The sequence below is a fragment of the Minwuia sp. IMCC3060 genome (genome assembly GCF_029909435.1).
Lineage (GTDB): Bacteria > Pseudomonadota > Alphaproteobacteria > Minwuiales > Minwuiaceae > Minwuia.
In genome coordinates, this window is sequence record NZ_CP123782.1 from 3563691 (window position 1) to 3589062 (window position 25372).

Below are 25372 nucleotides of genomic sequence, written 5' to 3' on the forward strand. Positions count from 1 at the left end.
ACACGAGAAGCAAGGGACGGCAGATGCCCTGGAATAATCAAGGCGGCGGAAGCGGCAACGGCGGCGGCGGATGGCAAGGCGGCGGTGGAAACCGCGGCCCCTGGGGACAGGGGCCGTCTGGCGGTGGCCAGGGCGGCGGCGGCGGCGGGGCCGGTGGCCCCGGACCGAATATCGAGGATCTGATCAAGCAGGGTCAGGACCGCCTGAAACGGTTCACCCCCGGTGGTGGCAGCGGCGGCCGTCTCGGCGTCATCGTGGTTCTGCTGCTCATTCTCGTGATCTGGCTCGGCAGCGGCTTCTATCGAGTCGATACCTCCCAGCAGGGTGTCGTGCTGCGCTTCGGCGAGTGGGTCGATACCACTGACCCGGGCCTGAACTATCATCTGCCAGCGCCCATCGAGACGGTGCTGCTGCCCGAAGTCACCCGGGTGCAGCAGCTTGATGTCGGCTTTCAGCGCCTCGGCACCGACCGCCGTCGCGATCTGAAGGACGAAAGCCTGATGCTCACCGGCGACGAGAACATCGTCGACATCGACTTCACGGTGATCTGGCTGATCGGTGATGCGGGCAAGTTCCTGTTCAACATCGAAGCGCCGGAGGCGACGCTGAAGGCCGTGGCCGAGAGCGTGATGCGTGAAGTCATCGGTCGCCGCCCGATCCAGGATGTGCTGACGGCACAGAAGCTGGAGATCGAGCAGACGGTCCAGGAGACGATCCAGCAGACGCTGGACGAGTATGGTGCAGGTATCCAGATCAGCGAAGTGAAGCTGCAGACGGTTGACCCGCCGGCGGAGGTCATCGACTCCTTCCGCGACGTGCAGGCGGCAAAGGCCGACCGCGCGCGGAAGATCAACGAGGCGCAGGGCTTCGCCAATTCCATCATTCCGGAAGCCCGTGGTCAGGCGGCCAAGGTTCTTGAAGAGGCCCAGGCCTACAAGGAACAGAAGATCGCCGAAGCCGAGGGTGAGGCATCCCGCTACAGCGCCATCGTCAACGAATGGCGCACGTCGAAGGAAGTCACCAGCCGCCGTCTCTATCTGGAGACGATGGAAGAGGTCATGCGTGACATGAACAAGATCATCATCGAGCAGGGCGAGGAAGGCTCGGGCGTCGTGCCCTACCTGCCGCTCAACGAACTCAACAACAAGAGCCGGGGGACAAACTGATGAGCAAGGGTCTTATTGCACTTGCCGTCCTGGTTGCGCTTGCCGGGTTCGCACTGTTCAGTTCCGTCTATACCGTGCACCAGACCCAGCAGGCCCTGCTGCTTGAGTTCGGTGCGCCGCAGCGGATCGATACCGAGCCGGGCATCCACTTCAAGATCCCGTTCGTTCAGGATGTGGTGCCCATCGAGAAGCGGATCCTGTCGCTGGACATCGAGCCGGAAGAGATCATCACCAAGGACACGAAGCGGATGGTGGTGGATGCCTTCAGCCGGTTCAAGATCACCGACCCGCTGCAGTTCTACCAGGCCGTGCGCACCACCGGTCAGGCCCGGTCGCGGCTGCAGCCGATCCTGATTTCCAGCATGCGTGCCGTGCTGGGTGATGAGGAGTTCGTGACGCTGCTGTCCGGTGAACGCTCCACCCTGATGGCCAAGATCGCCGATCAGATGAACCTGAAGGCGGGTGGTTTCGGTGTCGAGATCGTCGATGTCCGCATCAAGCGTGCCGATCTGCCGGAAGCCAACAAGAACGCCATCTTCAACCGCATGCAGACCGAACGTCAGCGTGAGGCGCGCGAGGAACGGGCACTGGGTGACGAGGAGGCGCGGCGCATCACCGCCCGTGCCGAACGTGACCGTACGGTGCTGCTGGCCGAGGCTGAGAAGCAGTCGGAGATCCTGCGTGGTGAGGGTGACGGCGCCCGTGCCGCCATCTTCAACAATGTCGCCAACCGGGATCCGGAGTTCTACTCCTTCTACCGCTCGCTGCAGGCCTACCGTGCCTCGCTCAAGGGTGACGACACGACGATGGTGCTGAACCCGAAGTCGGACTTCTTCAGGTTCTTCGGTGACATCGGCAGCGTCCAGGGGGGTGCCGGGCGCTGATCCGGATACCCCACGGGTCCGATGCAGGATTTCCTGGTTGCACTGGCGCTGGTGGCGGTGATCGAGGGCGCGCTCTATGCCCTCTTTCCCGACGCCATGCGCCGGTCACTCGCCCTGGTCCTGTCACAGCCCACTGAACGCATTCGCATGATCGGCCTGGTGGCGGCGACCCTTGGGGTCGGCATGGTCTGGCTGCTGCGCGGTTGACGATCATCTCCCGATTTAGTACGCTAGCTTATCAATTGGACGATCCCCCCTGGGGCCGTCCGGTGAGGCTCGGGGGAGGTCAACATGCGGCGCGACAGGCAGCTGGAACTGATCAGGCGTCTTCTGAAACATCAGGAAGAGGGCAGCACCGCCTATGCGCCGGAGACCTGGCGCAATGAACTCAGCGCCTATACCGATCCGGCCCGGGCGGAGCGGGAGCGGGAGATATTCTTCCGCCAGCGCCCCCTGCCCTTCGGTCTGAGCGGCCGCCTGGCCGAACCCGGCGACTATGTGACCGACAACATCGACGGCAATCCGCTGCTGATCACGCGCGACGGCGACGGTGTCGTCCACGCCTTCCTGAACGTCTGCCGCCACCGCGGTGCGCCGGTGGCGGAGGGCTGCGGCAAGGCGAAGATGTTCGCCTGCCCCTACCATGCCTGGACCTACAATCTGGACGGCAGCCTGAAGGGCATTCCCGACGCCCGCAGCTTCGACGGTGTGGACAAGTCCGAACTGGGCCTGACCGAGGTCCCGGCGCTGGAGAAGGACGGCATGATCTGGATCGGCCCGCTGGACCGCACCACGCCGATGCCGGAGAACCCGATGGGATCCCTGTCGGAGGAATTCGCGGAGTGGAACTTCGGCAGCTACCACTTCTTCGGCAGCTACCGCATGGTGCAGCCGATGAACTGGAAGCTGGTGATCGACACCTTCCTGGAGACCTATCACATCGATGTCCTGCACAAGAAGACCATTGCCCCCTATCTGCAGTCCAACCGCACGACCTTCGATGTCTTCGACGACCATCACCGCATGGTGGCCCCGCGCAACACGTTCTCGACCCTGAACGACGTGCCGGAGGATGAGCGGGACCTGATTACCCATGCCGCCGTCGTCTATGGCCTGTTTCCGACGATGATCGGGGTGGTCCAGGGGGCGGCGAACATCGAGCTCTGGCGGGTCTGGCCCGACAAGCGGGGCCCCGGCTGGTCGGTGATCGAGCTTTCCGCCTATGTGCCCGAGAAGCCGACGTCCGAGAAGGCCCGGAACTTCTGGCAGAAGAACATGCAGCTCGCCATCGACACGGTCGAGGCGGAGGATTTCGAGCTCGGCCGGATCATCCAGCAGAATGCCGAGAACGGCGCGCCGGAGCATGTCGTCTATGGCCGCAACGAACCGGCCATGAGCCACTATCACAGCCGCATCCGGGCCCATCTCGGCCTCAATTCAACCGTCTGAGTCAGATACCATGCGCCATGACGATCAGGTTGCGATGATCCATCGCCTGTTCGGGCATATCGATGCCGGAACGACCAGCTATGCCGACCGACTGGGTGCCAATCCCGTCACCAGCTATACCTCGGCGGACCGGCTGGGCCGGGAACGCCACACCCTCTTCCGCGACGCGCCGCTGCTGGTGGGATTTGGCGCACGGGTGGCGAAGGCCGGTGACTATTTCGTCGAGGAGATCGACGGACGCTCCATCCTGATCACGCGCGACAAGGAAGGGGCCGTGCGCGCCTTCCACAACGTCTGCAGCCACCGCGCCGCCCCGGTGGCGCAGGGGTCCGGCAATGCCCGGCGCTTCGTCTGCCCCTATCATGCCTGGACCTACGGCCTGGACGGTGCACTGCAGACGATCCCTGACGGGCGCAGCTTCGAGGGCATGTGCAAGTCGGCGCATGGCCTGAGCGAGGTCCCGTCAGCGGAGAAGCACGGCCTGATCTTCATCCGTCCCGGCGGCGGCGATCCGATCGACGTGGACCGGCACCTGGCGGGGCTGGAGCGGGACATGGCCGCCTATGGCTTCGACGGGTTCCATCACTACCGCAGCCTGACCATCGAACGGCAGATGAACTGGAAGCTCTGCCCGGAGACCTTCATGGAGGGCTATCACCTGCAGTACCTGCACAGGGACTCGGTCGGACCGATCTTCTTCTCCAACCTGATGGTCTTCGATTCCTTCGGCCCGCATTCCCGCCTGACCCTGCCGCGCCGGCGCATCATGGAACTGCGCGAGAAGCCGGAGGAGGACTGGCGGCTGATCCCGGAGACGGCGATCATCTACACCTTCTTCCCCAATGTGACGATGGTGGTGCAGGCCGGTCACGTGGAGATGTGGCGCAGCTATCCAAAGGGTGACGCCACCGACCGCTGCAAGGTGGAAGTCTCGGTCTTCACGCCGGAAGCCGTCGAGACCGAGAAGGCCAGGAAGTACTACGAGAAGAACATCGACCTGGCGATCCGCACCGTCGATGGCGAGGACTTCCCCCTCAGCGAGGCCATCCAGTCCGGCCACACCGCCCGCGCCCACGAAGCCCTGGTCTACGGCCTGAACGAACCCGCCCTGACCCACTACCACGCCAGCCTGAACGCCAGCCTGTCGGCATAAGGGACCAGTCTCTCAGCGCAGGCCGCGCGGCGGCTCAGGCGCTGTCGGCTATTCCTCCGTCTCGACCGCCAGCAGGACGGTGCCTTCTTCCACCTGATCGCCTTCGGCGAAGCTGACGGGGCCGATGGTGCCGTTGTGGGGGGCGGTGATGGTGTGTTCCATCTTCATGGCTTCCAGGATCAGCAGGGCATCGCCCTTGCGGACCTTCTGCCCCTCCGCCGCCATGATGCGGATCAGCTTGCCGGGCAGCGGTGCGGTGATCGCGCCCCCGGCCAGCGCATCCTCCAGATCCGCATCCATCGGGTCGATCAGTTCCAGTTTCCACTGCCCGGTCTCGCGCAGCACGGTCAGGTCGTTGCCGTCGCGGGCAACCAGCGCACTGATCCGGTGGCCGTCGAGCCGCGCCAGCAGTTCGCCCGTTTCATCCAGAGTGGCATCCGCCATGACCGAACCGCACGGCAGATCCAGCACCATGCCGCCGCCGCGCCGGTAATGCACCGTGACTTCCGTCGGGGCATCGTTGCCCGCGTAGGTCATCACCTCCCGACCGTCATCGTTCAGGCGCCAGCCATCGACCGAGTCCCAGGGACTGAAGGGGTCATTGGCGTGGGCGCGGGTCGCCGCCTTCCGGCGTTCGGCAATCACGGACAGGGTGGCCAGGGCCAGCACCGTGTCGTCAACCGGCGCAACAGGGGGCAGCAGCTCATCGCTGAACCGCTCGATGAAGCCCGTATCCAGGTCGGCGGCGTCGAAGGCCGCATGGGTGACGAGATGCTTCAGGAAGAAGATGTTGGTCACCAGCCCGGCGACGCGCGTCCGCTCCAGCAGCCCGGCCATGCGCCGGATCGCCTCCGACCGGTCCTTCCCGTGCACGATCAGCTTGGCGATCATCGGATCATAAAACGGTGTGACGCTGTCGCCTTCGCGCACGCCGGTATCGACGCGCAGGCCATTGCCGCCCGGTCCGGTGTCACCTTCGGGGAACCGCAGCCGGGTCAGCTTGCCGGTGGCGGGCAGGAACATGCGGTTCGGATTCTCCGCATAGAGCCGTGCCTCCAGCGCGTGACCCTTGATGGTCAGTTCATCCTGCGCCAGCGGCAGGGGTTCCCCGGCCGCGACGCGGATCTGCCACTCCACCAGGTCCTGTCCGGTGATCAGTTCCGTCACCGGATGCTCCACCTGCAGGCGGGTGTTCATCTCCATGAAGTAGAAGCGGTCGGGGCTCAGCCCCTCCGACACATCGGCAATGAACTCGATCGTGCCGGCACCGTGATAGTCGATGGCACGGGCGGCAGCCACCGCCGCCTCCCCCATCGCCTGGCGCATCTCCGCCGGCATGTCGGGGGCGGGGGCTTCCTCGATCACCTTCTGGTGGCGGCGCTGGATGGAGCAGTCACGCTCGAACAGGTGAACCGCGTTGCCGTGGGTGTCACCGAAGACCTGCACCTCGATATGGCGCGGCTTGACCAGATACTTCTCGATCAGCACCCGCGCGTCACCGAAGGCATTCTTGCCCTCCCGCATCGCGCCTTCCAGGGCCTTGGTGAAGTCCTCCGCCTTGTGCACCTGGCGCATGCCCTTGCCACCGCCACCGGCGACGGCCTTGATCAGCACCGGATAGCCGATGCGCTCCGCCTCCGCTGCCAGCATCTCCGGGTCCTGGCCCTCACCGTGGTATCCGGGGACGACCGGCACGCCGGCCTTCTCCATGATCGCCTTGGCTGCATCCTTCAGACCCATGCGGCGGATCGAATCCGCGCTAGGGCCGATGAAGGTCAGACCGGCAGCGGCAATCGCATCCGCAAAGGCCGCGTTCTCCGACAGGAAGCCATAGCCGGGATGGATCGCCTGCGCGCCGGTACGTTGCGCCGCCTCCAGCACCCGGTCGGCCAGCAGATAGCTCTTCGTCACCTCGGATTCACCGATGCGCACGGCCTCGTCGGCCATGGCGACATGCATGGCGCCGGCGTCGGCGTCGGAATGCACAGCGACAGTGCGGATGCCCATGTGGCGGGCGGTGCGGATGACGCGGCAGGCGATCTCGCCCCGGTTCGCGATCAGGATCTTGTCGAACAATGCCATGGTGCTGCCCCTACATCCGGAACACGCCGAAGGAAGTATCCTCCAGCGGCTTGTTGATTGCGGCGGACAGGGCCAGACCCATGGTCATGCGGCTGTCTACCGGGTCCACCAGACCGTCGTCCCAGAGGTGCGAAGTGGCGAAATAGGGGTCCGACTGTTCCTCGAACTGGTCGAAGATCGGCTTCCTGAAGGCAGCCTCATCCTCTGCCGACCATTCCTCCCCGCGCCGTTCGTAGTTGGCGCGCGTGACGGTGGCGAGCACGCCTGCGGCCTGTTCCGAGCCCATCAGCGCCAGCCGGGCGGAGGGCCACATCCACAGGAAGCGGGGGCTGTAGGCCCGGCCACACATGCCGTAGTTGCCCGCACCATAGGATCCGCCGACGACCATGGTGAACTTCGGCACCTTCGTGGTGGCAACGGCGGTGACCAGCTTGGCCCCATCCTTGGCGATGCCGCCCGATTCATACTTCCGTCCTACCATGAAGCCGGAGATGTTCTGCAGGAACAGCAGCGGCACGTGACGCTGGCTGCAAAGCTCGATGAAGTGCGCGCCCTTCTTCGAGGATTCGGAAAACAGGATGCCGTTGTTGGCCACGATGCCTACCGGATAGCCCATGATGTGGGCAAAGCCGCAGACCAGCGTCGGGCCGTAGAGCTTCTTGAACTCGTCGAATTCGGAGCCGTCGACCATGCGCGCGATCAGTTCGCGCACGTCATAGGGCTGACGCACGTCCTGCGGCAGCACGCCATAGAGCTCCTCCGGATCGAATGCCGGGGCGACGGGTGCGCGGGTCTGCAGGGTGACCGGCTTCACCCGGTTCAGGTTGGCGACGATGTTGCGCGCCATGGCCAGTGCGTGGGCATCATTCATGGCGTAATGGTCGGTGACGCCGGAGGTGCGGGAATGCACATCCGCGCCCCCCAGGTCCTCGGCCGAGACGATCTCCCCCGTCGCGGCCTTCACCAGCGGCGGGCCGCCCAGGAAGATCGTGCCCTGCTGGCGCACGATGATGGCGTCATCGGACATGGCTGGCACATAGGCCCCGCCCGCGGTGCAACTGCCCATGACCACGGCGATCTGCGGGATGCCGCGCGCCGACATGTTGGCCTGATTGTAGAAGATGCGACCGAAATGCTCCCGGTCCGGAAATACATCCGGCCACTGCGGCAGGTTCGCGCCGCCGCTGTCGACCAGGGAAATGCAGGGCAGGTTGTTTTCCAGCGCCACTTCCTGCGCCCGGAGATGCTTCTTCACGGTCTCGCGGTAATAGGTGCCACCCTTCACCGTGGCATCGTTGCAGATGATGATGCATTCGCGGCCCGACACCCGGCCGATGCCAGTGATGATGCCGCCGGACGGCACCTCCCCGTCATACTGGCCCCAGGCAGCAAGCTGGTTCAGCTCCAGGAAAGGCGCGCCGGGATCAACCAGCGCCCGGATGCGTTCCCGCGGCAGCATCTTGCCCCGTTCCAGATGGCGCTTGCGCGACCGTTCCCCGCCGCCCTGCTTGATCTCCGCTACCCGGTCCTTCAGGCGCGCGATCTCGGCGCGCCAATGGGCCGTATTGGCCTTGAACGCGTCGGAGCGCGTATTGATCTCGGATTTGAGCACCGGCATCTGCAGCGATCTCCCCCCGGAGTGTTTCCTGTCCTGATGCCTCTTCTAGATGCCTTTGGCCGCAGGGGAAAGATCGCTATGGGCGTCGAGATCGACATAGCCCCTCCGCAGCAGCGCCGCGGCTGCGTCATCAGGCATCGGTGGTCCAAGCAGATAACCCTGGCCATGCGTCGAGCCGCGTTCCCGGACGAAGGCAAGCTGCGCGGGGGTCTCGATGCCTTCAGAAACCGTCGTGATACCCATCTTTGCCGCGAGCTCGATGATCGAACTGGTGATCGCGCGGCTTGCGGCCCGCTCCATCACGGTCCCGACAAAGTTCCGGTCGATCTTGACCTCATCGGTCGGCAGGGAGAGCAGACTGATCAGGGAGCCGTAGCCGGTGCCGAAATCATCGAGCGATATCCGCACGCCCTGGGCGCGCAGTGACTTCAGGTTGGCGTCGACACTGGTCGCAGGTTCGGAGAGCATCACGGTCTCCGTGACCTCGATCTTCAATTGTCCCGGTTCCAGATTCCGGGCAGCCAGCATCTTGATCAGATCGGCGTGCATGCCACCATTCGACAGATCCGACCAGGCCGCGTTCAGGGATATGGATGGTGTCAGCCCATACAATTCACGCCATTGCTGCATCTGGCTGATCACCGCATCGCGCATGATGAAGCCGACCTTGCGCGACATGCTCGCATCCATCAGGGCAGGCCAGAACTGCGGCGGATCAGACAGGGAACCGTCCGGCAGCCTCACCCTGACCAGGGCCTCGAACCCGGAGACCGATCCGTCGGAAAGCCGCACGATCGGCTGGTAGAATGGCAGGATCCGGTGCTCATCGACCGCCGCCTGCAGGAAGTCGGTGGCATTCTCCCTGATCTCGAAGCGGTCCCGCATCAGCGGATCAAAGAACACCACATCGGAATGCGGGTCATCATAGGACACCCGCAGCGCCAGATCGGCCGACCGGAGCAGCCGGTCGACCGTCGCCCCATCCTTTGGATAGATCGCGATGGAAGACTCCGGGTTGATGTCCAGACGTCGCTGCAGCACCGCGACTTCCACGTTCAGCCGGGTCAGCAGATGCCGGCAGCGCTCCCGGATACTGTCCGCCGAGACACCTTCCGCCGTCATGATCGAGAAGGCCTCGTAGGACGTCCGCCCCCGCGTTTCACCCTCCTGCAGATCGGTACGCAGCACGGTTGCAATATCCCGCAGCATCGCATCCATCTGTGACAGCCCATGGGACTGACGGACGGTCACGATATCCGGGATACCGACGGAAATCAGGGCGAATGGTTCATCCGGAGCACCCGCAATCCGGTCGGCCAGGTTCCGCTCGAACGCCTGGCTGTTGCTCACCCGCGTGATCGGGTCGGCATTGATGGCACTGGTCAGCCGGATCTCCGTCTCGTGCACCCCCGAGACATCATGGACCACGCCTGCGATGCGCGCCGACCTGCCCTCTCCGGAGACTCTCTCGCCGCGCACGCGGACCTGACGGGGCAGGCCCACCGCATCGACGAAGAAGGACTTCATGTCGAAGGGGCGCCCGACATCGCGGGCAAGACGCAATGCGTCGGCAATGCGTCTGCGTTCGCTCTCCGGATAGCGCGCCGCGACCGACCGGAAGGTCCGGGCCTGGGCCCCGGGCAAGCGGTGCAGGTCAAATGCGCCGGGGCTCAGCTTGAATGTGTTCCTGGCCAGATCCAGTTCCCAGTGACCAGCGGCCAGGGTCTCTTCAAGTCTCTGGTAGTGCTCGGCAATCTTGTTGCGCGGCGGGGACGACGGGTCCGGGGTCATCAGGGGAGTGGCTGACGGGGATGACGCGCCTCCAAGGGTGATCAGCCGTTCGACAATGCTGGCGAACCGGCAAAGCGTCGCGGTCTCCGCATCGCTGATCGTCCTTGGCTCGAAGTCAGCCACGCAGACCGTACCGATACAGTAGCCGTCGACCGTACGGATCGGTGCACCGGCATAGGCGCGCAGATGCGGGGGACCGGTGACGAACGGATTGGTGTCGAACCGCGGATCCTGAGGCGCGTTCTCCACCACCAGGGGGACATCATCACGGATCGTGTAGTCACAAAAGGTATTGCTGCGGGGTACCTGTCTGGCACTCAGACCATGGATAGATTTCAGTCACTGCGTATCCCGGTCGATGAGGGAGACGAATCCCACCGGAAACCCGAGCTTCTGGCAGAGACACGCAATGATGAAATCCAGGTCCGCGTCGGCATCACTGTTCGGAAGACCCAGCCCATGCAGGGCCGCGACACGATGATCCTCGTTCTTGACCAGACGCGATTCCAACTCAACTCCAGACGACACAAGGCGCAGCCAGGAGCCACAACCCGGGGACTTAGGTACTCACATGCTACATATTAAGCACATTTTCTCTCCATGCACACGTGCACGTTTAACTGACAGATGCATAAAAACCGCAACTATGCACTCATTGGGTGGGTAGGCCATTAGGCCGGTCGCGAGACCTGCCGCGACATCATCAGGCTGTCGATATCGATCCTGCCGACCCTGACCAGCGCCGTCGCATCCGCAGCGGACATGGGATGCCCCAGCAGATAGCCCTGACCATGCGTCGATCCGTTGTCGCGGACGAAGGCAAGCTGTTCCGCAGTCTCGATACCTTCGGAGACCGTGCTGGTCTGCGGTCGATCTTGCGGACTGTTCGATACCTGCGATCAGGCGTTCCACCAGACCGGCGAACCGGCACAGGGTGGCCTTCTGGGCCTCGCCGACATGCCGTGGCTGCATATCGGCGACACACAATGTGGCGATGCGATATCCGGCGCTGGGGCGGATTGGAACACCGGCATAGGCCACCAGATACGGTGCACCGGCGACCAGGGGCAGACTTCTGTAGCGGCTGTCCAGCCGGGCGTCTTCCACGACCAGCGGACCGTCATTCCGGATCGTGTGGGTGCAGAACGAGGCCGCGCGCGGAACTTCGGTGAGATCAAGCCCGACCCTGGAGATGAAACGCAGCGCGTCGTCATCGACCAGGGCAATGAAGCCGATGGGAAAATCAAGTACCGCAACCAGCGTGGACAGGATCAGATCAAGGTCAGCATCGTCCGGCACACGCGCCAATCCTATGCCGTCCAGGGCATCTATTCTCTCCAGTTCATGAAGGGAATAGTGAATCTCTGAATATGACGTTCGGATCTCGGATCGCATGCGTCTTTCTCATTTCGGCACCTGAAGGAGACTGAAACCCGGACTCTCTGCATTCCCGATTATTCAGCATTCACGCACGCGAAATAATACTCAGCGCCCGCCCGTACCGGGTGAGACTCTAGCCGAAAATCTAATAAGGGGAGTAACTATTGGTTGAGATTCATCACACTTCAATCAAAGCGTGGTCTCGCATCCGCCTCCAGCACGGCGAACAACAGATGATCGCGCCAGTATCCGGCGATGCGCAGATACTTGCGCGCATAACCTTCCTCCGTGAAGCCGCACTTGCGCAGCAGGCTGGCGGAGGGAAGGTTCTCCGGCAGGCAGGCCGCCTCCACCCGGTGCAGACCCAGTTCACCGAACGACCAGTCGCAGACCAGCGTGATCGCGGCGGCCATGTAGCCCTGCCGGGCATGGGGCTGGCCCATCCAGTAGCCGGCGGAGGCCGCCTGGGTCACGCCGCGGCGCACGTTCGACAGGGTGATCCCGCCCAGCAGCGCATCATCGCCATTGCGGAAGACCAGGAAGGAATAGGCCAGGTCGGCGCGGGCGTCACGCTGATAGAGGCGCAGGCGGCGGCGGTAGGAAAAGCGCGACAGGGCGTCGGCTGGCCAGGTCGGCTCCCACGGCTCCAGGAACGCGCGACTGCCCGCGCGCAATTCCGCCCACGCCCGCCAGTCATGCGCCTGCGGCGGACGCAGGTAGATACGACGGCCCCGCAACAGGGGCCGGGTATCATCTGACGCCATGTTCGCGAACATGTGCCCTCCGGTTGAAACCAGTTCCCGCGAAGTCCATACCGGCCCGCTCCTCCACCAGGCTACCCGAGGGAAAGCCCTGCAACGGGTGGCCGGATGAGGGCGCGGGCCGATGCCGCCACCAGGACTGCGGTCCTCCTAGGCAAAGTGTGCGGCGAAGGCCTCCGGTGACGCAAGCTGTTCCGTATCGCCCACCGCCGCGATGGCCATCGGCTTGCCCGCCCCGAACAGTTTCTCCGCCACCCGACGGCAGGTGGCGACATCCACCTCGTCCACCCGGGCCAGCAGGTCGGCAGTCTCCAGCGGTCGGCCATGCACCAGCACCTGGCGCGCAATCTGCTCCAGCCGGGCGGAGGAGCTTTCCAGCGACATCACCAGTCCCGCCTTCATCTGCGCCCGGGCACGGGCGGTTTCCACCTCGTTCGTGTCTTCCGCCAGCCTGAGTATCTCCCCGGCCAGCACCGGCCCCAGTTCCGCGACGCTGTCGGGGGAGGAAGCGGCATAGACACCGACCATGCCGCCATCGGCCATGGCCCCGGCAAAGCTGAACACGGAATAGGCCAGGCCACGCTTCTCCCGCACCTCCTGAAACAGGCGCGAGGACATGCCGCCGCCCAGTACGTTCGACACCACCTGCGCGGCGATGAAATCCGGGTCGTGGATCGTCACCCCGTCGAATCCCAGTGCCAGATGGGTCTGCTCCAGCGTCCGCCGGTCGATGATGGCGCCGCCCTGCCAGACCGCCGGCTCCGGCGTGTCATCGGTAACGGTGCCGACATCGGCGAACAGCTTCTCGATGGCTTTCAGGAACGCGTCCGGATCGACCGCACCGGCAGCGGCAACCACCATACGTTCGGCCCCGTAGCCACGCCCTAGGAACCCCTGCAGGTCGCTGCGGGCAAAGGTCGAGACCCGCTCGGGCAGGCCCAGGATCGACCGGCCGACGGGCTGGTCCGGATAGGCCGCCGCCTGCAGATGGTCGAAGATCAGGTCGTCGGGGGTGTCATTGACCTGCGCAATCTCCTGGCGCACCACCTCCCGCTCCCGCGCCAGCTCTTCCTCCGGGAAGGTCGACTGCAGCAGGATGTCGGCAATCAGTTCGATGGCCAGATCGGTGTCGTCGCGCATCACACGGGCGTAATAGGCGGTCTGTTCGCGACTGGTGTAGGCGTTCAGGTACCCCCCCACATCCTCGATCTCCTCCGCAATGCGCAGGGCGGAGCGGCGCGCGGTACCCTTGAAGGCCATATGCTCCAGCATGTGCGCCAGACCGTTCTCGTGGACGCGCTCATGCCGACCGCCGACATCGACCCAGACACCGACGGAGACCGTCTCCACGCCGGGCATCGGGGCAACCGCGACCCGCAGACCGCTGGGCAGGGTGTGCAGCACCCCCGCGCTCAATTCGCCCCTCCGCCCGCGATGCGGGCATAGGATTCCAGATGGCGCTGCAGCGCGCCGAGGTCGTTGGGCAGGGTGATGCTGCGCTCCTTCCGCTCATGCAGATCGGCCAGCCGTTCGGGCAGTGCCGGGTGAACGCCAATGGCCTGCTGGACCGCATCCGGGAACTTGGCCGGATGGGCTGTGGCCAGGCTGACCGTCGGCACCGCGTCGGCAATCCGGCCCTCCGCCCGCGCGCGCCGCGCGGCAGCGGTGCCGATGGCACTGTGCGGGTCCAGGATCTCGCCCGTGTCGCGCCAGACCCTGCGCATCTCTTCCAGTGTTTCATCCTCGTCCACCCGCCGGGCGGTGAAGACCTTCTGCGCCGCCTCGAAGGCGGCGGCAGGGGCCGTGAAACCACCCGACTGTTTCAGGTTGTCCATCAGGCCCTGAACACGGGGGCCGTCGCGATCCACCATGTCGAACAGCAGCCGCTCGAAGTTGGATGAAACCTGAATATCCATCGACGGGCTCATGGTCGCGCTGACACCCCGGGTGCGATATTCGCCGGTATCGAAGAACCGGGTCAGGATGTCGTTGACGTTGGTGGCAATCAGCAGCGTATCCACCGGCAGCCCCATGCGGCGTGCGATCTCGCCCGCAAAGATGTTGCCGAAATTGCCGGACGGGACGGAGAAGGCAAGCGGCCGTCCGCCCAGCGCGATCCCGGCATGGACGTAATAGACCACCTGCGCCGCGACCCGCGCCCAGTTGATCGAATTGACCGCCGACAGCCGCATGGAATCCCTGAACCGCAGATCGTTGAAGGCCGCCTTGACCAGTGCCTGACAGTCATCGAAATCGCCCTCGATGGCGATGGCGTGGACGTTCGCGTCCTCGACGGTCGTCATCTGTCGCCGTTGCACGTCCGAGACCCGGCCCAGCGGATACAGGATGAAGATGTCCACCGCCTCACGCCCCCGGCAGCCTTCGATGGCCGCCGACCCGGTATCGCCGGACGTGGCCCCCAGGATCGTCACCCGCTCGCCGCGATCCGACAGCACCCGGTCGAAGAACCGCCCCAGCGCCTGCAACGCGAAGTCCTTGAACGCCAGGGTGGGGCCATGAAACAGCTCCATCACCCAGTCGTTGGCGCCGATCTGCTTCAGCGGCGCAACGGCGGTATGGTCGAAGGCGGCATAGGTATCCGCCATCATCTGCCGGAATTCATCCTGCCCGATACTGTCACCGGTCAGCGGTCCCAGCACCCGTGCGGCAAGGTCGGCATAGGACAGGCCCTGCAACCCGGCCAGATCAAGCTGCGGCAGGGACTCCGGCACATACAGGCCACCATCCCGCGCCAGGCCGGTCAGCAGAACATCATCGAATTCCAGGACCGGGGCAACGCCCCGGGTGCTCACATAGCGCACGCTCGACCTTTCTGTTGTTTGCTGTCTGTCCCGTCCCCTCCCGGGCCAGCCATTTCAGGCTACCTGCGCGGGTGGCCGGGCAGAGGAGAGGGTTGGAACAGCGGTGCAATCCGCTCAGGCGGAGAGCTGCTTCAGTTCGCCCTTGATGACATAGGCCAGGATCTCGACCACCTGTTCCGGCGTTTCGGCCACGGCCAGTGCGGCGGCGTCCACTTCCTTCAGCGGGTGCGTCAGGGAGGGATCATGCTGCACGATCAGCGGCGTGTTCATCGCCGCCGCATAACCCGCGTCGAAGGCGGCATTCCACTGCTTGTACTTGTCGCCGAAACGGACCACGACCACGTCCGCGCGCTCGATCAGGGTGCGGGTGCGGATGGCGTTGATCTTGGCGCCCTTGTGATCCTTCCAGAAGCCATTGTTCTCCTGCCCCAGGATCGCCACGCCGCAATCGTCGCTGGACCCGTGGTCGGTCACCGGCGCGGTGAATTCGATGTCCAGACCGGCGGCGGCGGCACCCGCCTCGATACGCTCACGCCAGTCCGTGTGGATTTCGCCCGACAGATAGACGGAAAGGTCGCTCATGGTTCTGCACTCCCGGTTTCGCTGGTGGTCCACCCAATGCCATATCGGCCACGCGCTGTCATCCTTGGCAGGATTCGTTTGTCGACCGTGCCTCCCCTCTCCTGGCCTTGTTCGCTGACCGCACCACCCCTCTCCCCCTCCCGGCCACCCACGCAAGTATCCTGAAATGGGTGGCCGGGAGGGGGAGAGGGGTGGCACGGTCCACCAACAAACCACCAGGATCACCCACTCAGACCCGCTTCGCGGCCTGCACCATGGTTTCCAGCCGGTTCAGGAAGTTCGATCTGTCCGCCTTGCTGAAGGGGCGACCGCCGCCGCCCGCGCCCAGCGGATTGGCAGCGCGCATGTCCGCCATCAGGTCGCGCATGGCAAGCTGGTGGCCGATGTTGTCCGGTGTGAAGGGATCGCCATTGTGGCGGATGGCGGCCCCGCCATGCTCCAGACAGCGTGCGGCCAGCGGAATGTCACCGGTGACGCAGATGTCGCCGGGGCCGATCCGGTCGGCGATCCACATGTCGGCGGCGTCCGGTCCCTCCGGCGCCACCACGGTCTGGACCAGCGGGTCGGGGCTGGGGCGGATCCCGCCGTTGGAAACCATGTAGACCTGCAGCCGGTGGCGGCTGGCGACCCGCAGGATCTCGTCCTTCACCGGGCAGGCGTCGGCGTCGATGTAGATGCTTGTCATGCCGCAGTCAGTCCCCCGCAACCTCGCGCCGGACGATCGCTGCCCCCTCGGCCAGCGACGACAGCTTGCCGAAGGCCACGTCACGCGGCAGGTACTTCATGCCACAGTCCGGCGCAGCGATGACCCGCGCCGCGCCCGCATGCCCCACGGCCCCGCGCAGCCGGTCAGCCACCTGATCCGGCGTCTCGACATCATTGGTGCCCAGGTCGAGGACGCCATAGACGATCTGCTTCGACGGCAGCCGGTCGATGATCGAGGGGTCCAGCTTCGGCTGCGCCGCCTCGATGGAAATCGCGCTGGCGTCACAGGCATCCAGCTCGGCCAGGAAGGAATAGCCCGATGGCTTGTCCTTCACGACATAGGCATAGCCGAAGCAGACATGGACAATGGTCATGCCCTCGACCCCGTCCAGCGCCTGGTTGATGGCGTCGATGCCGTACTTCCGCGCCTCCTCCGGGTGGGCCTGCATATGCGGTTCGTCGATCTGGATGATGTCGGCACCTGCGGCCTTCATCTCCCTGATCTCCGCATTCAGCACGGCGGCATAGGCGCTGATCAGCTTGCCCTGGTCACCGTAATATTCGTCCTTGGCCATGCGTGCCATGGTGAAGGCGCCGGGGATCGTGACCTTGACCGCGCGATCGGTGTGGCGGCGCATGAAGGCCACATCGCGGACCTGCACCCCGCCGCTGCGGGTGATCGGCCCGACAACCCGCGGCACCAGGGTCGGCTTGCCCGTGCGCCCCGGCATCTCGCCGGGATTGTCGATGTCGATGCCGCCCAGCGCATTGGCGAAATGGTTGAAGTAGCTCTCCCGGCGGCACTCCCCGTCGGAGACGATGTCGATGCCCACCTTTTCCTGGTCCCGGAGCGCCAGCAGGCAGGCATCATCCTGCGCCTCCTCCAGTTCCTCGGCGCGTGGCAGCCAGACATCCTTCATCCGGACCCGTGGCGGCGAACTGCCCATCAGGACATCGCGGTTCACCAGCCAACCGGGCTGCGGATAGCTGCCCACCAGCATGGTCGGAATTGCCTGAAGTGCCATTCTGCGATCTCCCCGTTCCCCAAACGCCCCGTTGCGGGCGCGAGTGCAGTATGCTTTGGCTGCAGCAGGGGAAGTCAAGAATTCCCGGCCCGGAGACAAGAGGGGACAGCCATGCCCGGCAATCTGACGATGGACGAACTGACGGCAGCGGTCGGCGCGGGGGAGATCGATACCGTGCTGGTCTGCATGGTGGACATGCAGGGGCGGCTGATGGGCAAGCGGTTCCAGGCCGAATTCTTCCTCGACAGCGGCTGGGAGGAAACCCACGCCTGCAACTACCTGCTGGCCACCGATCTGGAGATGATCACCGTGGAGGGCTTTGCCGCCGCAAGCTGGGCCAGCGGCTACGGGGACTACGTGATGCAGCCCGACCTTGCCACCCTGCGGCAGGTGCCCTGGCTGGAGGGTACGGCGCTGGTGCTCTGTGACGTGCTGGATCACCACCACCAGCCGGTGCCCCATTCCCCCCGCGCCGTCCTGAAGCGCCAGATCGCGCGGCTGGAGGGCATGGGCTATCGCGCCATGATGGCGTCGGAGCTGGAGTTCTTCCTGTTCGAGGAATCCTACGAACAGGCGGCCGCGTCCGGGTACCGCGATCTTTCGACCTTCAGCCGCTACAACGAGGACTACAACATCTTCCAGACCACCAAGGAGGAACCGGTGATGCGGGCGCTGCGCCGGGGCCTGCAGGCCGCAGGCATCCCGGTGGAGAATTCGAAGGGGGAGGCAGACGCCGGCCAGGGGGAGATCAACGTCCGCTATTCGGATGCGCTCGACATGGCCGACAGCCACGCGGTGATCAAGAACGCCGCCAAGGAGATCGCCTGGGCAAAGGGCCGTGCCCTGACGTTCCTGGCCAAGTGGGACACGGACGCGGCGGGCAATTCCAGCCACATCCACCAGTCGCTGCAGGACATGGACGGCACTCCGCTGTTCCATGATCCGCAGGACCCGCTGGGCATGTCCGACCTGATGCGCCATTTCCTGGCCGGGCAACTGGAACATGCCAGCGCCATCACCTGGTTCCTTGCCCCCTATGTGAACAGCTACAAGCGGTTCCAGGCTGGCACCTTCGCGCCCACCGCCGCCATCTGGTCACGCGACAACCGCACCGCGGGGTATCGCCTGTGCGGTGAGGGTACCAGGGCGATCCGCGTCGAATGCCGCGTCGGCGGCGCCGACCTGAACCCCTATCTCGCCATGGCCGCGCTGCTGGCCGCCGGGATCGACGGGATCGAGCGCAAGCTGGAACTGGAACCGGGGTTCGAGGGCGATGCCTATCAGGGACGCCGCATCCGCCGCATCCCCGCCAACCTGCGCGATGCCACGCTGGCCCTGAAGCGGTCGAAGATGCTGCGCGCGGCGCTGGGTGACAATGTGGTGGACCACTACGTCCATGTCGCCATCTGGGAACAGCAGGAGCACGAGCGGGTGGTCACCGACTGGGAAGTCGCCCGCGGCTTCGAGCGCGCCTGACAGCGACGGCGGCAATTGTTGTACTTCCCCTTCCCCCTCGACGGGGGAAGGTCGGGATGGGGGTGAATCGGCGAAGCCGAACAGCCGGGATTTCACCACAGTTCGGCAGCCTGCGGCTTCACCCCCCATCGACCGCTTCGCGGCCACTTCCCCCTCAAGGGGGGAAGACATGCAGTGCGGTGTACTCGTCAGGCGAGCTCCGACGTCAGATGGCTCACCTGGCGACGGTCAGGCCGCCTTCGGCAGCGGAATGGCGTCCAGTTCCGGCTGCACCAGATCGATGAACTTCCGGGTCTGGTCCATCAGGTCGGCGTCGCTGCCCGCGATGGGGCGCAGGATGAATTTCGACGCCCCGGCATCGACATAGGCGCGGATGCGGTCGAGGATCGTCGCCTCGTCCCCCACCACGAAGTACCCGGTCGGGTCCTTGCGCAGCCGCTTCTCGAAGCGGCCGGCCTCCGTCGCCACCACTTCCTCGTCCATGCTGCCGAAGCGGAACGGGAAGGCCGCGCCGAAATGGTCATCGGCCACCGGACGGCCCTGCGCCACCGCGGTCTCGCGGATGGCCCGCACAACGGGCGCCAGCTGGGCCGGGCTTTCGAAGGCAGCCTGCCAGCCGGTGCCATATTTCGCCGTCCGCTCCACCGCCGCCTTGGTGGCACCGCCGATCCACATGGGGATGTTCGGGTTCACGGGTGTCGGTGAGATCCGCGCGCCCTTCAGCTGGAAATACTTGCCGTCATAGTCCAGCGTCTCCCCCTTCCAGAGGCGGATGATGATCTCCAGCGCCTCATCGGCCCGCGCACCGCGCCCTGCCGTCGGCATGCCCGTCGCGGCCCAGTCCGGGGCCAGTTTCGCACCGATCCCGAAGGCCGGCAGCAGCCGCCCGGCGCTGAGGTAATCAATGGTGGCGCACTGCTTGGCCAGCAGCACCGGTTCCCGGAGCGCCAGAGAGGCGACATTCATGCCGAACTTCAGCCGCCGCGTGCGCCCGGCAACGGCCCCCAGCGCCGCCATCGGTTCCAGATGCGGCCGGGCAGAGGCGATACGGTCCGACTGCCAGTAGCTGTTGACGCCGCCGTCCTCCAGCATGTCGATCCAGTCCCAGAACGGGGCCGCCCCCGAGAAGGGCAGTTCCCCGAAACCCATTCCGACCCTGACAGGCATGTTGCGTCTCCTCGGTTCTACGTTGGTGCCTCTGAGCGGTTGTTGACCGTTCCGCCCCTCTTCGGAGTCTCTATGCTGACCGTTCCGCCCCTCTCCCCCTCCCGGCCACCCGTTTCAGGATACTTGCGTGGGTGGCCGGGAGGGGGAGAGGGGCGGAACGGCCCACAGACAACCTAATCCCGGGCGCGTTCCAGGATGGTAACCGAACAGGCCGCTTCCTCGAAGCCGATGACGCCGCCGCCGTTCTCTGCCAGTGCGATGCGGGCGTCCGGCACCTGCCGTTCGCCTGCCTCCCCGCGCAGCTGCGTCGTCAGTTCGTAGATCATCGACAGGCCGGTGGCGCCCACCGGATGCCCCTTCGACACCAGACCGCCGGAGGTGTTCACCGGCACCTTGCCACCCGGTCCGGTCTCACCCGCCTCCACGAAGCGACCGCCCTCGCCCACGTCGCAGAAGCCCATCATCTCCACCTGCAGCACCTCGCAGAAGCTGGTGGCGTCATGCACCTCCGCCACCTGCACATCCTCCGGCTTCAGCCCGGCATGGGCATAGGCCTTCTGCGCCGCGGTCATCGACAGCGACGGCTCGTCCAGCCGCTTGTACTTGCCGCCCGACAGGGCGTTGGCGCGGATCTTCACGGCCCGGTCCTTCACCGCCTGCGGCAGGCCCTTGTAGTAATCCTCCGACACCACGACCGCCGCCGCCGCGCCGTCCCCGATAGGGGAGCACATGGAGCGGGTGAGCGGGAAACTGACCGGCCGGTCCTCCACCACCTGATCGACGGTCATCGGGAACTGGTACTGGGCGTTGGGGTTCAGGGCGCCGTAATTGTGGTTCTTGGCGGCTCCGGCGGCGATCTGGCGCTGCGTCGTGCCATGCTTCTTCATGTGATAGCAGGCCTGCATGGCATAGGTGTCCATGAAGACGGTGCGGTCCGGCCCGGTCTCGAAGGACTTGCCCGCTTCCTCGCCCGCATTCCGATAATATTCCTGCCATTCCTCCGGATCGAAATTGTCGATACCGGCGTAGAAGCTGCGCTGGATCTTCTCCGGCTCGTCGGGGATCCAGATCTTCTCCACACCAATGGCCAGGCTGACATCGGTCTGGCCGGACAGGATGTCCTTCCACGCCCCGTGCAGCGCCATCGAGGCAGTGGCGCAGGCGCCCTCCACGTTCACCATCGGTACGCGGGCGGGGAACAGCCCCTCGTTCACCAGGGGCGTGAAGCAGACCTGGCCGCGGATGGAACCCTGGTCGTTGTGCAGCCACATGCCGCAATTGCCGAACCAGCCGAACTCGATGTCGTCGCCGTTCTCCATCCCCGCATCGGCGAGCGCGCCCAGATAGGCCTCCCGCGTCAGGTCCTTGAACGACTTGTCGGGCCATTTCTGGAACCGGGTGGAAAAGGAGCCGATGATGTATGCGTCAGTCATTTCTGCCTCCCCAGGCTGCGGCGGCGCGGTGCGGATGGCCGTGACCGCCGGATGTCAAAGCGGTGACCGGCAAAAAACCTGCGCTTCGCCCAATTGTCGCCGTGATCGAACAGGACTATGGATAACGTCAATTGAGGGATCAGACCAGCGAGGAAGGCGGAAACCGACCATGTTCACCCGCAAACCGAACGGACAGGATGGCGAAGGCAGCAGCGAGGCACAGCGCCCGGCACCGAAGACGAGCACGCCGATGCCGACGGAGGACCTGATCGCGCGCCGCCCCCGACCCGACATTCCCCGCCCCCGGCAGGAGGCGCCGATGCGCATCCCCGGCAGCAGCGCGAAGGAAGAGGAATCGCGCCTGCTGGTCGGCAGCGGCATCTCCCTGAAGGGGGAGGTCAGCAACTGCGCCGAACTGGTGATCGAGGGCGCGGTCGACGCCCGTGTCGAGGCCACCAGCTTCCGCGTCAGCCCCGGGGGAAGTTACGCCGGTGAATGCCACGTCGATACCGCCGACATCGCCGGCGACTTCGAAGGCACCCTGAACTGCCGCGAACGCCTGATCGTCCGCTCCACCGGCAAGCTGAAAGGCATCCTGCGCTACGGCGAAGTCGAGATCGAGGCGGGCGGCCGCATCGCCGGCGAGATCCAGATGTTCGGCGAGGGGCAGGAGACGGAAGCGACGCCGACGGAAGCCGCACCGAGGAAGGCCGCGAACAGCGAGTGAGGGGGAACACGGCAACTGCCGTGCCCACCTTCTGACGCCGGAAGGAAAAATGGTGCGCTGAGTGGACCCGAACCACCGACCTACCAACTACGAATATGCCGGCGAACCAGGGACGAAGGATTTCATGCGCCAAGCGGCCTCCTGTTGAAGCCGCATGGCAGAGGGGGCGTCGTGGCCAGCGGCGCAAAGTAAGCCGTTCTTTTACCTGAGCGAGCGAGTTCGGTTTCTAAGGCTCTCCTTCCCTTTGGTAATTTCGTCACACGGCACGCCACAACGTTCGTCGGCCGGGCGGCCAACAACCTTGCTTCGCCGAAACCCTTGCGTGGGGGACCCAGTTGATGATTCCGCCAACACGCATGAGCGATGAACTCGGCTGGCCAGTTCAATTCCGGCAGTGATAGCCTGCAGATACGGCAATCGTACGAGGAGTTACCGGAGAAATGAGCTGGTGTGGAGATCGTCGAAAAATTCTCACCGCGATGGGAAGCGCAGCTCTTCTGATGGGCTGCAGCAAGATTGGCCAAAGCTCTGGCCGCGTTCTCCACGTTCAATCGGGACAGACGAAACGACTTCCTGCAAGGCTATGGCGGTTTGACTCCGTGCATATCGAGAAAGGAGGTACGCTGCTCATCGTCGCCAATAGCCAAGACTGGTTGATTCTGGACGTGGCCGGTGACGTTCATTTGGATGGCCGTATCGATTTCGGAAGCTTCAGTTCCGACCGCCGAATATTTGAGGCCACAACCCCTTCAGGCCTTCGACTCAGCCATCAGTTCTCCATGTCGAATATTGGAGGAAACGGTGGCGACGGTGGAAGCCAAGGCGGACCTCTTGTTGGTGGTGCCGGTGCTGCCGGAACCACGGAACACGGCGGTGGTGGAGGCAGCGGCGCAGTGCACGACGCACACCGGAGGCGACCAGGACAACCGGCTGTCGGCAGAATCGGGGCAGAGCGGGGGACCTTTGGCGCTGGTGGCGACGGAGGACGACGAGGAAACACCAACGGCGGCTTGATGTTCATAGGAGTTGGCGGAAAAGCCATCGGATCAGGCGTGATTGATGTGCGAGGAGTGTCAGGCGAGGACGGCAAAGCTGGTGCTGGAGGCATACCGAGGAACGTTGGGACGGGCGGCGGTGGCGGTGGCGCTCCAGGAGGCGAAGGGGGAGTTGTCTGGGTGCAAACGCCCGATAGCAGAACTCCGGGCTGGACGTTCCTTGTCGATGGTGGTCGCGCAGGTATCGGGGGACCGTCCAGGGGAGTGCCGGGTACCGACGGCGAGGATGGTCTTTCCGGTTACTTTCTGACGCTCTAGCGTTGGTTGGGCAGAAGATATTCGGTGGTATCAGGTCCGATACACTGTCGCGTGTGTTGACGCCAATCGCCTCCGCCCACTCCTGACCAGCCCCGCCTCACCCCCTGCCCTGGCAGAATGTATGTGTACGACCTGTCGGACCGTTGCAGGCTGTTCCTGACCGCATTTGGTCCGATTACCGGGACCGTGAAAGGGAAGGCAAAGTCTGGCAGAGGCGGAGCGGTAGGAAATCAGGGACAGCCTGCACGCATCATCGGACCGGCAGACGCGATACGGCTGATTGGCGACGTTGAGTTTCCCCGCCCCCTAACGCGCGCGCGGGTGTCATCGGGATGCGCCGGAGCCGGATGCGCGGTGGACTGTCTACCGGGCCGAAGAGCCTTGAAGGGCGCGCGCGCATCGCGGAAGCGCAGAGGCAGCGTAGGCGATCCAATCAGCCGCTGCTGGCACCAGCGAAGAATGCCCCCGGTGCCTACCATGTGATTGCTGGGCGTAAATCAAAAACACTGCCCGTGATCTAACCCGTTGAAAGGAATGGTGCCGCTGAGTGGACTCGAACCACCGACCTACTAATTACGAATCAGTTGCTCTACCAGCTGAGCTACAGCGGCGCACCGGGCCTCTGCCGAGGCGCGGTCTATAGCGGGAAAGTTTCGGGGGTGCAACTCCCTGTCGGTCGCATCTGACCTGGTCAGGGTGACGGGGCCGCGCGGGAGACGGCGTGGAGGCGCAGGGGCTGGTTGCGGCCCCGGATGTCGGTGCTGCCGATGTCGGTGATGTGCAGGCCAGCCGCCCCGGCGCCATCCGGGCTGCGGAGGCTTTCGTCCAGCACGGCGTCGCTGGCCAGCAGGGCGCAGTCATGGCTGCGGCAGAGCTCCACCATCCGCGCGGTCGTGTTCATGGCGTCGCCCAGCATCACGATCTCCTGCCGCAGCTCCCCCATCTCCCCCATCACCACCGGTCCCGCATGCACCGCGCCGCGCAGGCGCGGGGCGAGGCCGTAGTCGCGGCGGTAGCGGTCTGCCGCCTGGTCGAGCACCTGCTGGAAATCCAGACCGCACAGGAGGGCGGCGAGGCGCGCGTCCGGCCGGTCGGGCCAGGAGACGATCATCTCGTCACCGACGTATTTCTCGATCACGCCGCGCCGCTCGATCACCGGGCCGGTGAGGTCGCGATAGACGTCGCGCAGCAGCCCGTGAAACGCCAGGTCGCCGATGGCCTGGGCGGCGGCGGTGGATCCCACCAGGTCGACGAACAGCAGCACGCGCGGCTCGACCACCGGCCGGTGATAGCGCCCGGTCAGGAAGTTCAGGAACACCGCCTGCCCCAGCAGCCGGTTGACCGACATGGCGAAATTGACCGCCAGGCTGATAACCAGCGAGAAGCCGAGCTGGATCGCGGTCTCGCTGTTCCAGCCGAAGGGGGTGGAGGCCGTGATCGGGAACAGGGCGGCGCCGGACTGGATGCCTGCCAGAATGATCACGAGATACAGCAGGGACCGCAGCAGCAGTTGCGCGCTGAACGACAGCCGCCGCATCCAGGCGCCGTTGGCACCATTGATGTAGAAGGATTCGATCGCCACCAGCAGGGAGGCAATGAAGCCTCCCGTCCAGACCCCGCGGAACGCCGCAGCAGCAACCGTCGCGACACGTGTTTCATCGTCGCCGCTGACCGCTATCGCGATGCCGAAGATCGCGCCGAGAAGGGCGGCGCTGCCCGCGATGATGGCGCAGGCGCGGATGTCACGTTTCAGGCGTCTGTTCATCGCGACTGCCTATACCACCACGGGGGCCAAGAGAAGTCACATGTGCACGGTGAAATCCGTCCGTCATGGTCGC

Annotated in this window: 22 protein-coding genes and 1 tRNA gene; 9 read left to right on the plus strand and 14 right to left on the minus strand. The window is 64.9% G+C overall.

Annotated features, from left to right (window positions below):
* The first annotated feature begins 23 nt into the window (after positions 1-23).
* From hflK to QGV54_RS16705, 5 genes are all read left to right on the plus strand, one after another.
* Positions 24-1166, plus strand: a complete 1143-nt coding sequence (gene hflK, locus QGV54_RS16685) for an FtsH protease activity modulator HflK (RefSeq protein WP_281019519.1) — start codon at positions 24-26, stop codon at positions 1164-1166.
* A complete protein-coding gene (locus tag QGV54_RS16690; protein ID WP_281019518.1) occupies positions 1166-2050 on the plus strand; it encodes a protease modulator HflC in 885 nt (294 codons plus the stop codon). The genes hflK and QGV54_RS16690 overlap by 1 nt, the downstream gene beginning before the upstream one ends.
* Positions 2051-2071: 21 nt before the next feature.
* Positions 2072-2257 carry a DUF2065 domain-containing protein gene (locus QGV54_RS16695; protein ID WP_281019517.1) on the plus strand — a complete coding sequence of 62 codons (186 nt, stop codon included), beginning with the start codon at positions 2072-2074 and terminating at the stop codon, positions 2255-2257.
* Positions 2258-2341: 84 nt separating this feature from the next.
* Positions 2342-3499, plus strand: a complete 1158-nt coding sequence (locus QGV54_RS16700) for an aromatic ring-hydroxylating dioxygenase subunit alpha (protein WP_281019516.1) — start codon at positions 2342-2344, stop codon at positions 3497-3499.
* A 10-nt stretch (positions 3500-3509) separates the two neighbouring features.
* Positions 3510-4652 carry an SRPBCC family protein gene (locus QGV54_RS16705; protein WP_281019515.1) on the plus strand — a complete coding sequence of 381 codons (1143 nt, stop codon included), beginning with the start codon at positions 3510-3512 and terminating at the stop codon, positions 4650-4652.
* A 48-nt stretch (positions 4653-4700) separates the two neighbouring features.
* Here the strand turns inward: QGV54_RS16705 and QGV54_RS16710 are convergent, their stop codons facing one another.
* The 4 genes from QGV54_RS16710 to QGV54_RS16725 form a co-directional block, all read right to left on the minus strand.
* Positions 4701-6728, minus strand: a complete 2028-nt coding sequence (locus QGV54_RS16710; RefSeq protein ID WP_348637681.1) for an acetyl/propionyl/methylcrotonyl-CoA carboxylase subunit alpha — start codon at positions 6726-6728, stop codon at positions 4701-4703.
* A 16-nt stretch (positions 6729-6744) separates the two neighbouring features.
* Entirely contained in the window at positions 6745-8352 is a 1608-nt protein-coding gene (locus QGV54_RS16715; RefSeq protein WP_281019513.1) for a carboxyl transferase domain-containing protein, read from the minus strand.
* 45 nt (positions 8353-8397) lie between these two features.
* Positions 8398-10395 (minus strand): sensor domain-containing phosphodiesterase, encoded by a 1998-nt coding sequence (locus QGV54_RS16720; protein WP_348638760.1) that lies wholly within the window; start codon positions 10393-10395, stop codon positions 8398-8400.
* 87 nt (positions 10396-10482) lie between these two features.
* On the minus strand, positions 10483-10653 hold the full coding sequence (locus tag QGV54_RS16725; protein ID WP_281019512.1) for a hypothetical protein: 171 nt from the start codon (positions 10651-10653) through the stop codon (positions 10483-10485).
* Between the two features lie 345 nt (positions 10654-10998).
* On the opposite strand from QGV54_RS16725, the gene QGV54_RS16730 reads away from it, so the two are divergent.
* Positions 10999-11511 (plus strand): hypothetical protein, encoded by a 513-nt coding sequence (locus QGV54_RS16730; protein ID WP_281019511.1) that lies wholly within the window; start codon positions 10999-11001, stop codon positions 11509-11511.
* Positions 11512-11708: 197 nt separating this feature from the next.
* Here the strand turns inward: QGV54_RS16730 and QGV54_RS16735 are convergent, their stop codons facing one another.
* From QGV54_RS16735 to QGV54_RS16760, 6 genes are all read right to left on the minus strand, one after another.
* Positions 11709-12299 (minus strand): GNAT family protein, encoded by a 591-nt coding sequence (locus QGV54_RS16735; RefSeq protein ID WP_281019510.1) that lies wholly within the window; start codon positions 12297-12299, stop codon positions 11709-11711.
* A gap of 135 nt (positions 12300-12434) precedes the next feature.
* On the minus strand, positions 12435-13700 hold the full coding sequence (locus tag QGV54_RS16740; protein WP_281019509.1) for a pitrilysin family protein: 1266 nt from the start codon (positions 13698-13700) through the stop codon (positions 12435-12437).
* Entirely contained in the window at positions 13697-15106 is a 1410-nt protein-coding gene (thrC, locus tag QGV54_RS16745) for a threonine synthase (protein WP_281019508.1), read from the minus strand. Before thrC ends, QGV54_RS16740 begins: the two co-directional genes overlap by 4 nt.
* Before the next feature lie 114 nt (positions 15107-15220).
* The gene (locus QGV54_RS16750) at positions 15221-15688 is read right to left on the minus strand and encodes a YtoQ family protein (RefSeq protein ID WP_281019507.1); all 468 of its coding nucleotides are present in this window, start codon (positions 15686-15688) and stop codon (positions 15221-15223) included.
* A gap of 229 nt (positions 15689-15917) precedes the next feature.
* A complete protein-coding gene (locus tag QGV54_RS16755; RefSeq protein WP_281019506.1) occupies positions 15918-16373 on the minus strand; it encodes a YaiI/YqxD family protein in 456 nt (151 codons plus the stop codon).
* Positions 16374-16380: 7 nt separating this feature from the next.
* The gene (locus QGV54_RS16760) at positions 16381-17418 is read right to left on the minus strand and encodes a hypothetical protein (protein WP_281019505.1); all 1038 of its coding nucleotides are present in this window, start codon (positions 17416-17418) and stop codon (positions 16381-16383) included.
* Between the two features lie 111 nt (positions 17419-17529).
* Between QGV54_RS16760 and QGV54_RS16765 the strand changes: the two genes are divergently transcribed.
* A complete protein-coding gene (locus QGV54_RS16765; RefSeq protein ID WP_281019504.1) occupies positions 17530-18894 on the plus strand; it encodes a glutamine synthetase family protein in 1365 nt (454 codons plus the stop codon).
* A 228-nt stretch (positions 18895-19122) separates the two neighbouring features.
* Here QGV54_RS16765 and QGV54_RS16770 read toward each other — a convergent pair whose 3' ends face one another.
* Together QGV54_RS16770 and QGV54_RS16775 are read right to left on the minus strand one after the other, a co-directional pair.
* Positions 19123-20061 carry an LLM class flavin-dependent oxidoreductase gene (locus tag QGV54_RS16770; RefSeq protein ID WP_281019503.1) on the minus strand — a complete coding sequence of 313 codons (939 nt, stop codon included), beginning with the start codon at positions 20059-20061 and terminating at the stop codon, positions 19123-19125.
* 173 nt (positions 20062-20234) lie between these two features.
* Positions 20235-21494 carry a thiolase family protein gene (locus tag QGV54_RS16775; protein WP_281019502.1) on the minus strand — a complete coding sequence of 420 codons (1260 nt, stop codon included), beginning with the start codon at positions 21492-21494 and terminating at the stop codon, positions 20235-20237.
* Positions 21495-21663: 169 nt separating this feature from the next.
* On the opposite strand from QGV54_RS16775, the gene QGV54_RS16780 reads away from it, so the two are divergent.
* Positions 21664-22221, plus strand: a complete 558-nt coding sequence (locus QGV54_RS16780) for a polymer-forming cytoskeletal protein (RefSeq protein ID WP_281019501.1) — start codon at positions 21664-21666, stop codon at positions 22219-22221.
* 801 nt (positions 22222-23022) lie between these two features.
* A complete protein-coding gene (locus QGV54_RS16785) occupies positions 23023-23235 on the plus strand; it encodes a hypothetical protein (protein WP_281019500.1) in 213 nt (70 codons plus the stop codon).
* 834 nt (positions 23236-24069) lie between these two features.
* Here the strand turns inward: QGV54_RS16785 and QGV54_RS16790 are convergent.
* Positions 24070-24145, minus strand: a tRNA-Thr gene (locus QGV54_RS16790).
* A gap of 80 nt (positions 24146-24225) precedes the next feature.
* Positions 24226-25299, minus strand: coding sequence for an adenylate/guanylate cyclase domain-containing protein (locus QGV54_RS16795; RefSeq protein ID WP_281019499.1), 1074 nt, complete (start codon positions 25297-25299; stop codon positions 24226-24228).
* Between the last annotated feature and the right edge of the window lie 73 nt (positions 25300-25372).

What these genes read in the sequence shown, in the direction of transcription:
- QGV54_RS16755 (WP_281019506.1), bottom strand. Translation starts at nt 16,373, where the DNA reads ATGACAAGCATCTACATCGACGCCGACGCCTGCCCGGTGAAGGACGAG.
- QGV54_RS16770 (WP_281019503.1), bottom strand. Translation starts at nt 20,061, where the DNA reads ATGCCTGTCAGGGTCGGAATGGGTTTCGGGGAACTGCCCTTCTCGGGG.
- hflK (WP_281019519.1), top strand. Translation starts at nt 24, where the DNA reads ATGCCCTGGAATAATCAAGGCGGCGGAAGCGGCAACGGCGGCGGCGGA.
- QGV54_RS16760 (WP_281019505.1), bottom strand. Translation starts at nt 17,418, where the DNA reads ATGGCACTTCAGGCAATTCCGACCATGCTGGTGGGCAGCTATCCGCAG.
- QGV54_RS16735 (WP_281019510.1), bottom strand. Translation starts at nt 12,299, where the DNA reads ATGTTCGCGAACATGGCGTCAGATGATACCCGGCCCCTGTTGCGGGGC.
- QGV54_RS16795 (WP_281019499.1), bottom strand. Translation starts at nt 25,299, where the DNA reads ATGAACAGACGCCTGAAACGTGACATCCGCGCCTGCGCCATCATCGCG.
- QGV54_RS16765 (WP_281019504.1), top strand. Translation starts at nt 17,530, where the DNA reads ATGCCCGGCAATCTGACGATGGACGAACTGACGGCAGCGGTCGGCGCG.
- QGV54_RS16750 (WP_281019507.1), bottom strand. Translation starts at nt 15,688, where the DNA reads ATGAGCGACCTTTCCGTCTATCTGTCGGGCGAAATCCACACGGACTGG.
- QGV54_RS16780 (WP_281019501.1), top strand. Translation starts at nt 21,664, where the DNA reads ATGTTCACCCGCAAACCGAACGGACAGGATGGCGAAGGCAGCAGCGAG.
- QGV54_RS16715 (WP_281019513.1), bottom strand. Translation starts at nt 8,352, where the DNA reads ATGCCGGTGCTCAAATCCGAGATCAATACGCGCTCCGACGCGTTCAAG.
- QGV54_RS16690 (WP_281019518.1), top strand. Translation starts at nt 1,166, where the DNA reads ATGAGCAAGGGTCTTATTGCACTTGCCGTCCTGGTTGCGCTTGCCGGG.
- QGV54_RS16775 (WP_281019502.1), bottom strand. Translation starts at nt 21,494, where the DNA reads ATGACTGACGCATACATCATCGGCTCCTTTTCCACCCGGTTCCAGAAA.
- QGV54_RS16700 (WP_281019516.1), top strand. Translation starts at nt 2,342, where the DNA reads ATGCGGCGCGACAGGCAGCTGGAACTGATCAGGCGTCTTCTGAAACAT.
- QGV54_RS16705 (WP_281019515.1), top strand. Translation starts at nt 3,510, where the DNA reads ATGCGCCATGACGATCAGGTTGCGATGATCCATCGCCTGTTCGGGCAT.
- QGV54_RS16695 (WP_281019517.1), top strand. Translation starts at nt 2,072, where the DNA reads ATGCAGGATTTCCTGGTTGCACTGGCGCTGGTGGCGGTGATCGAGGGC.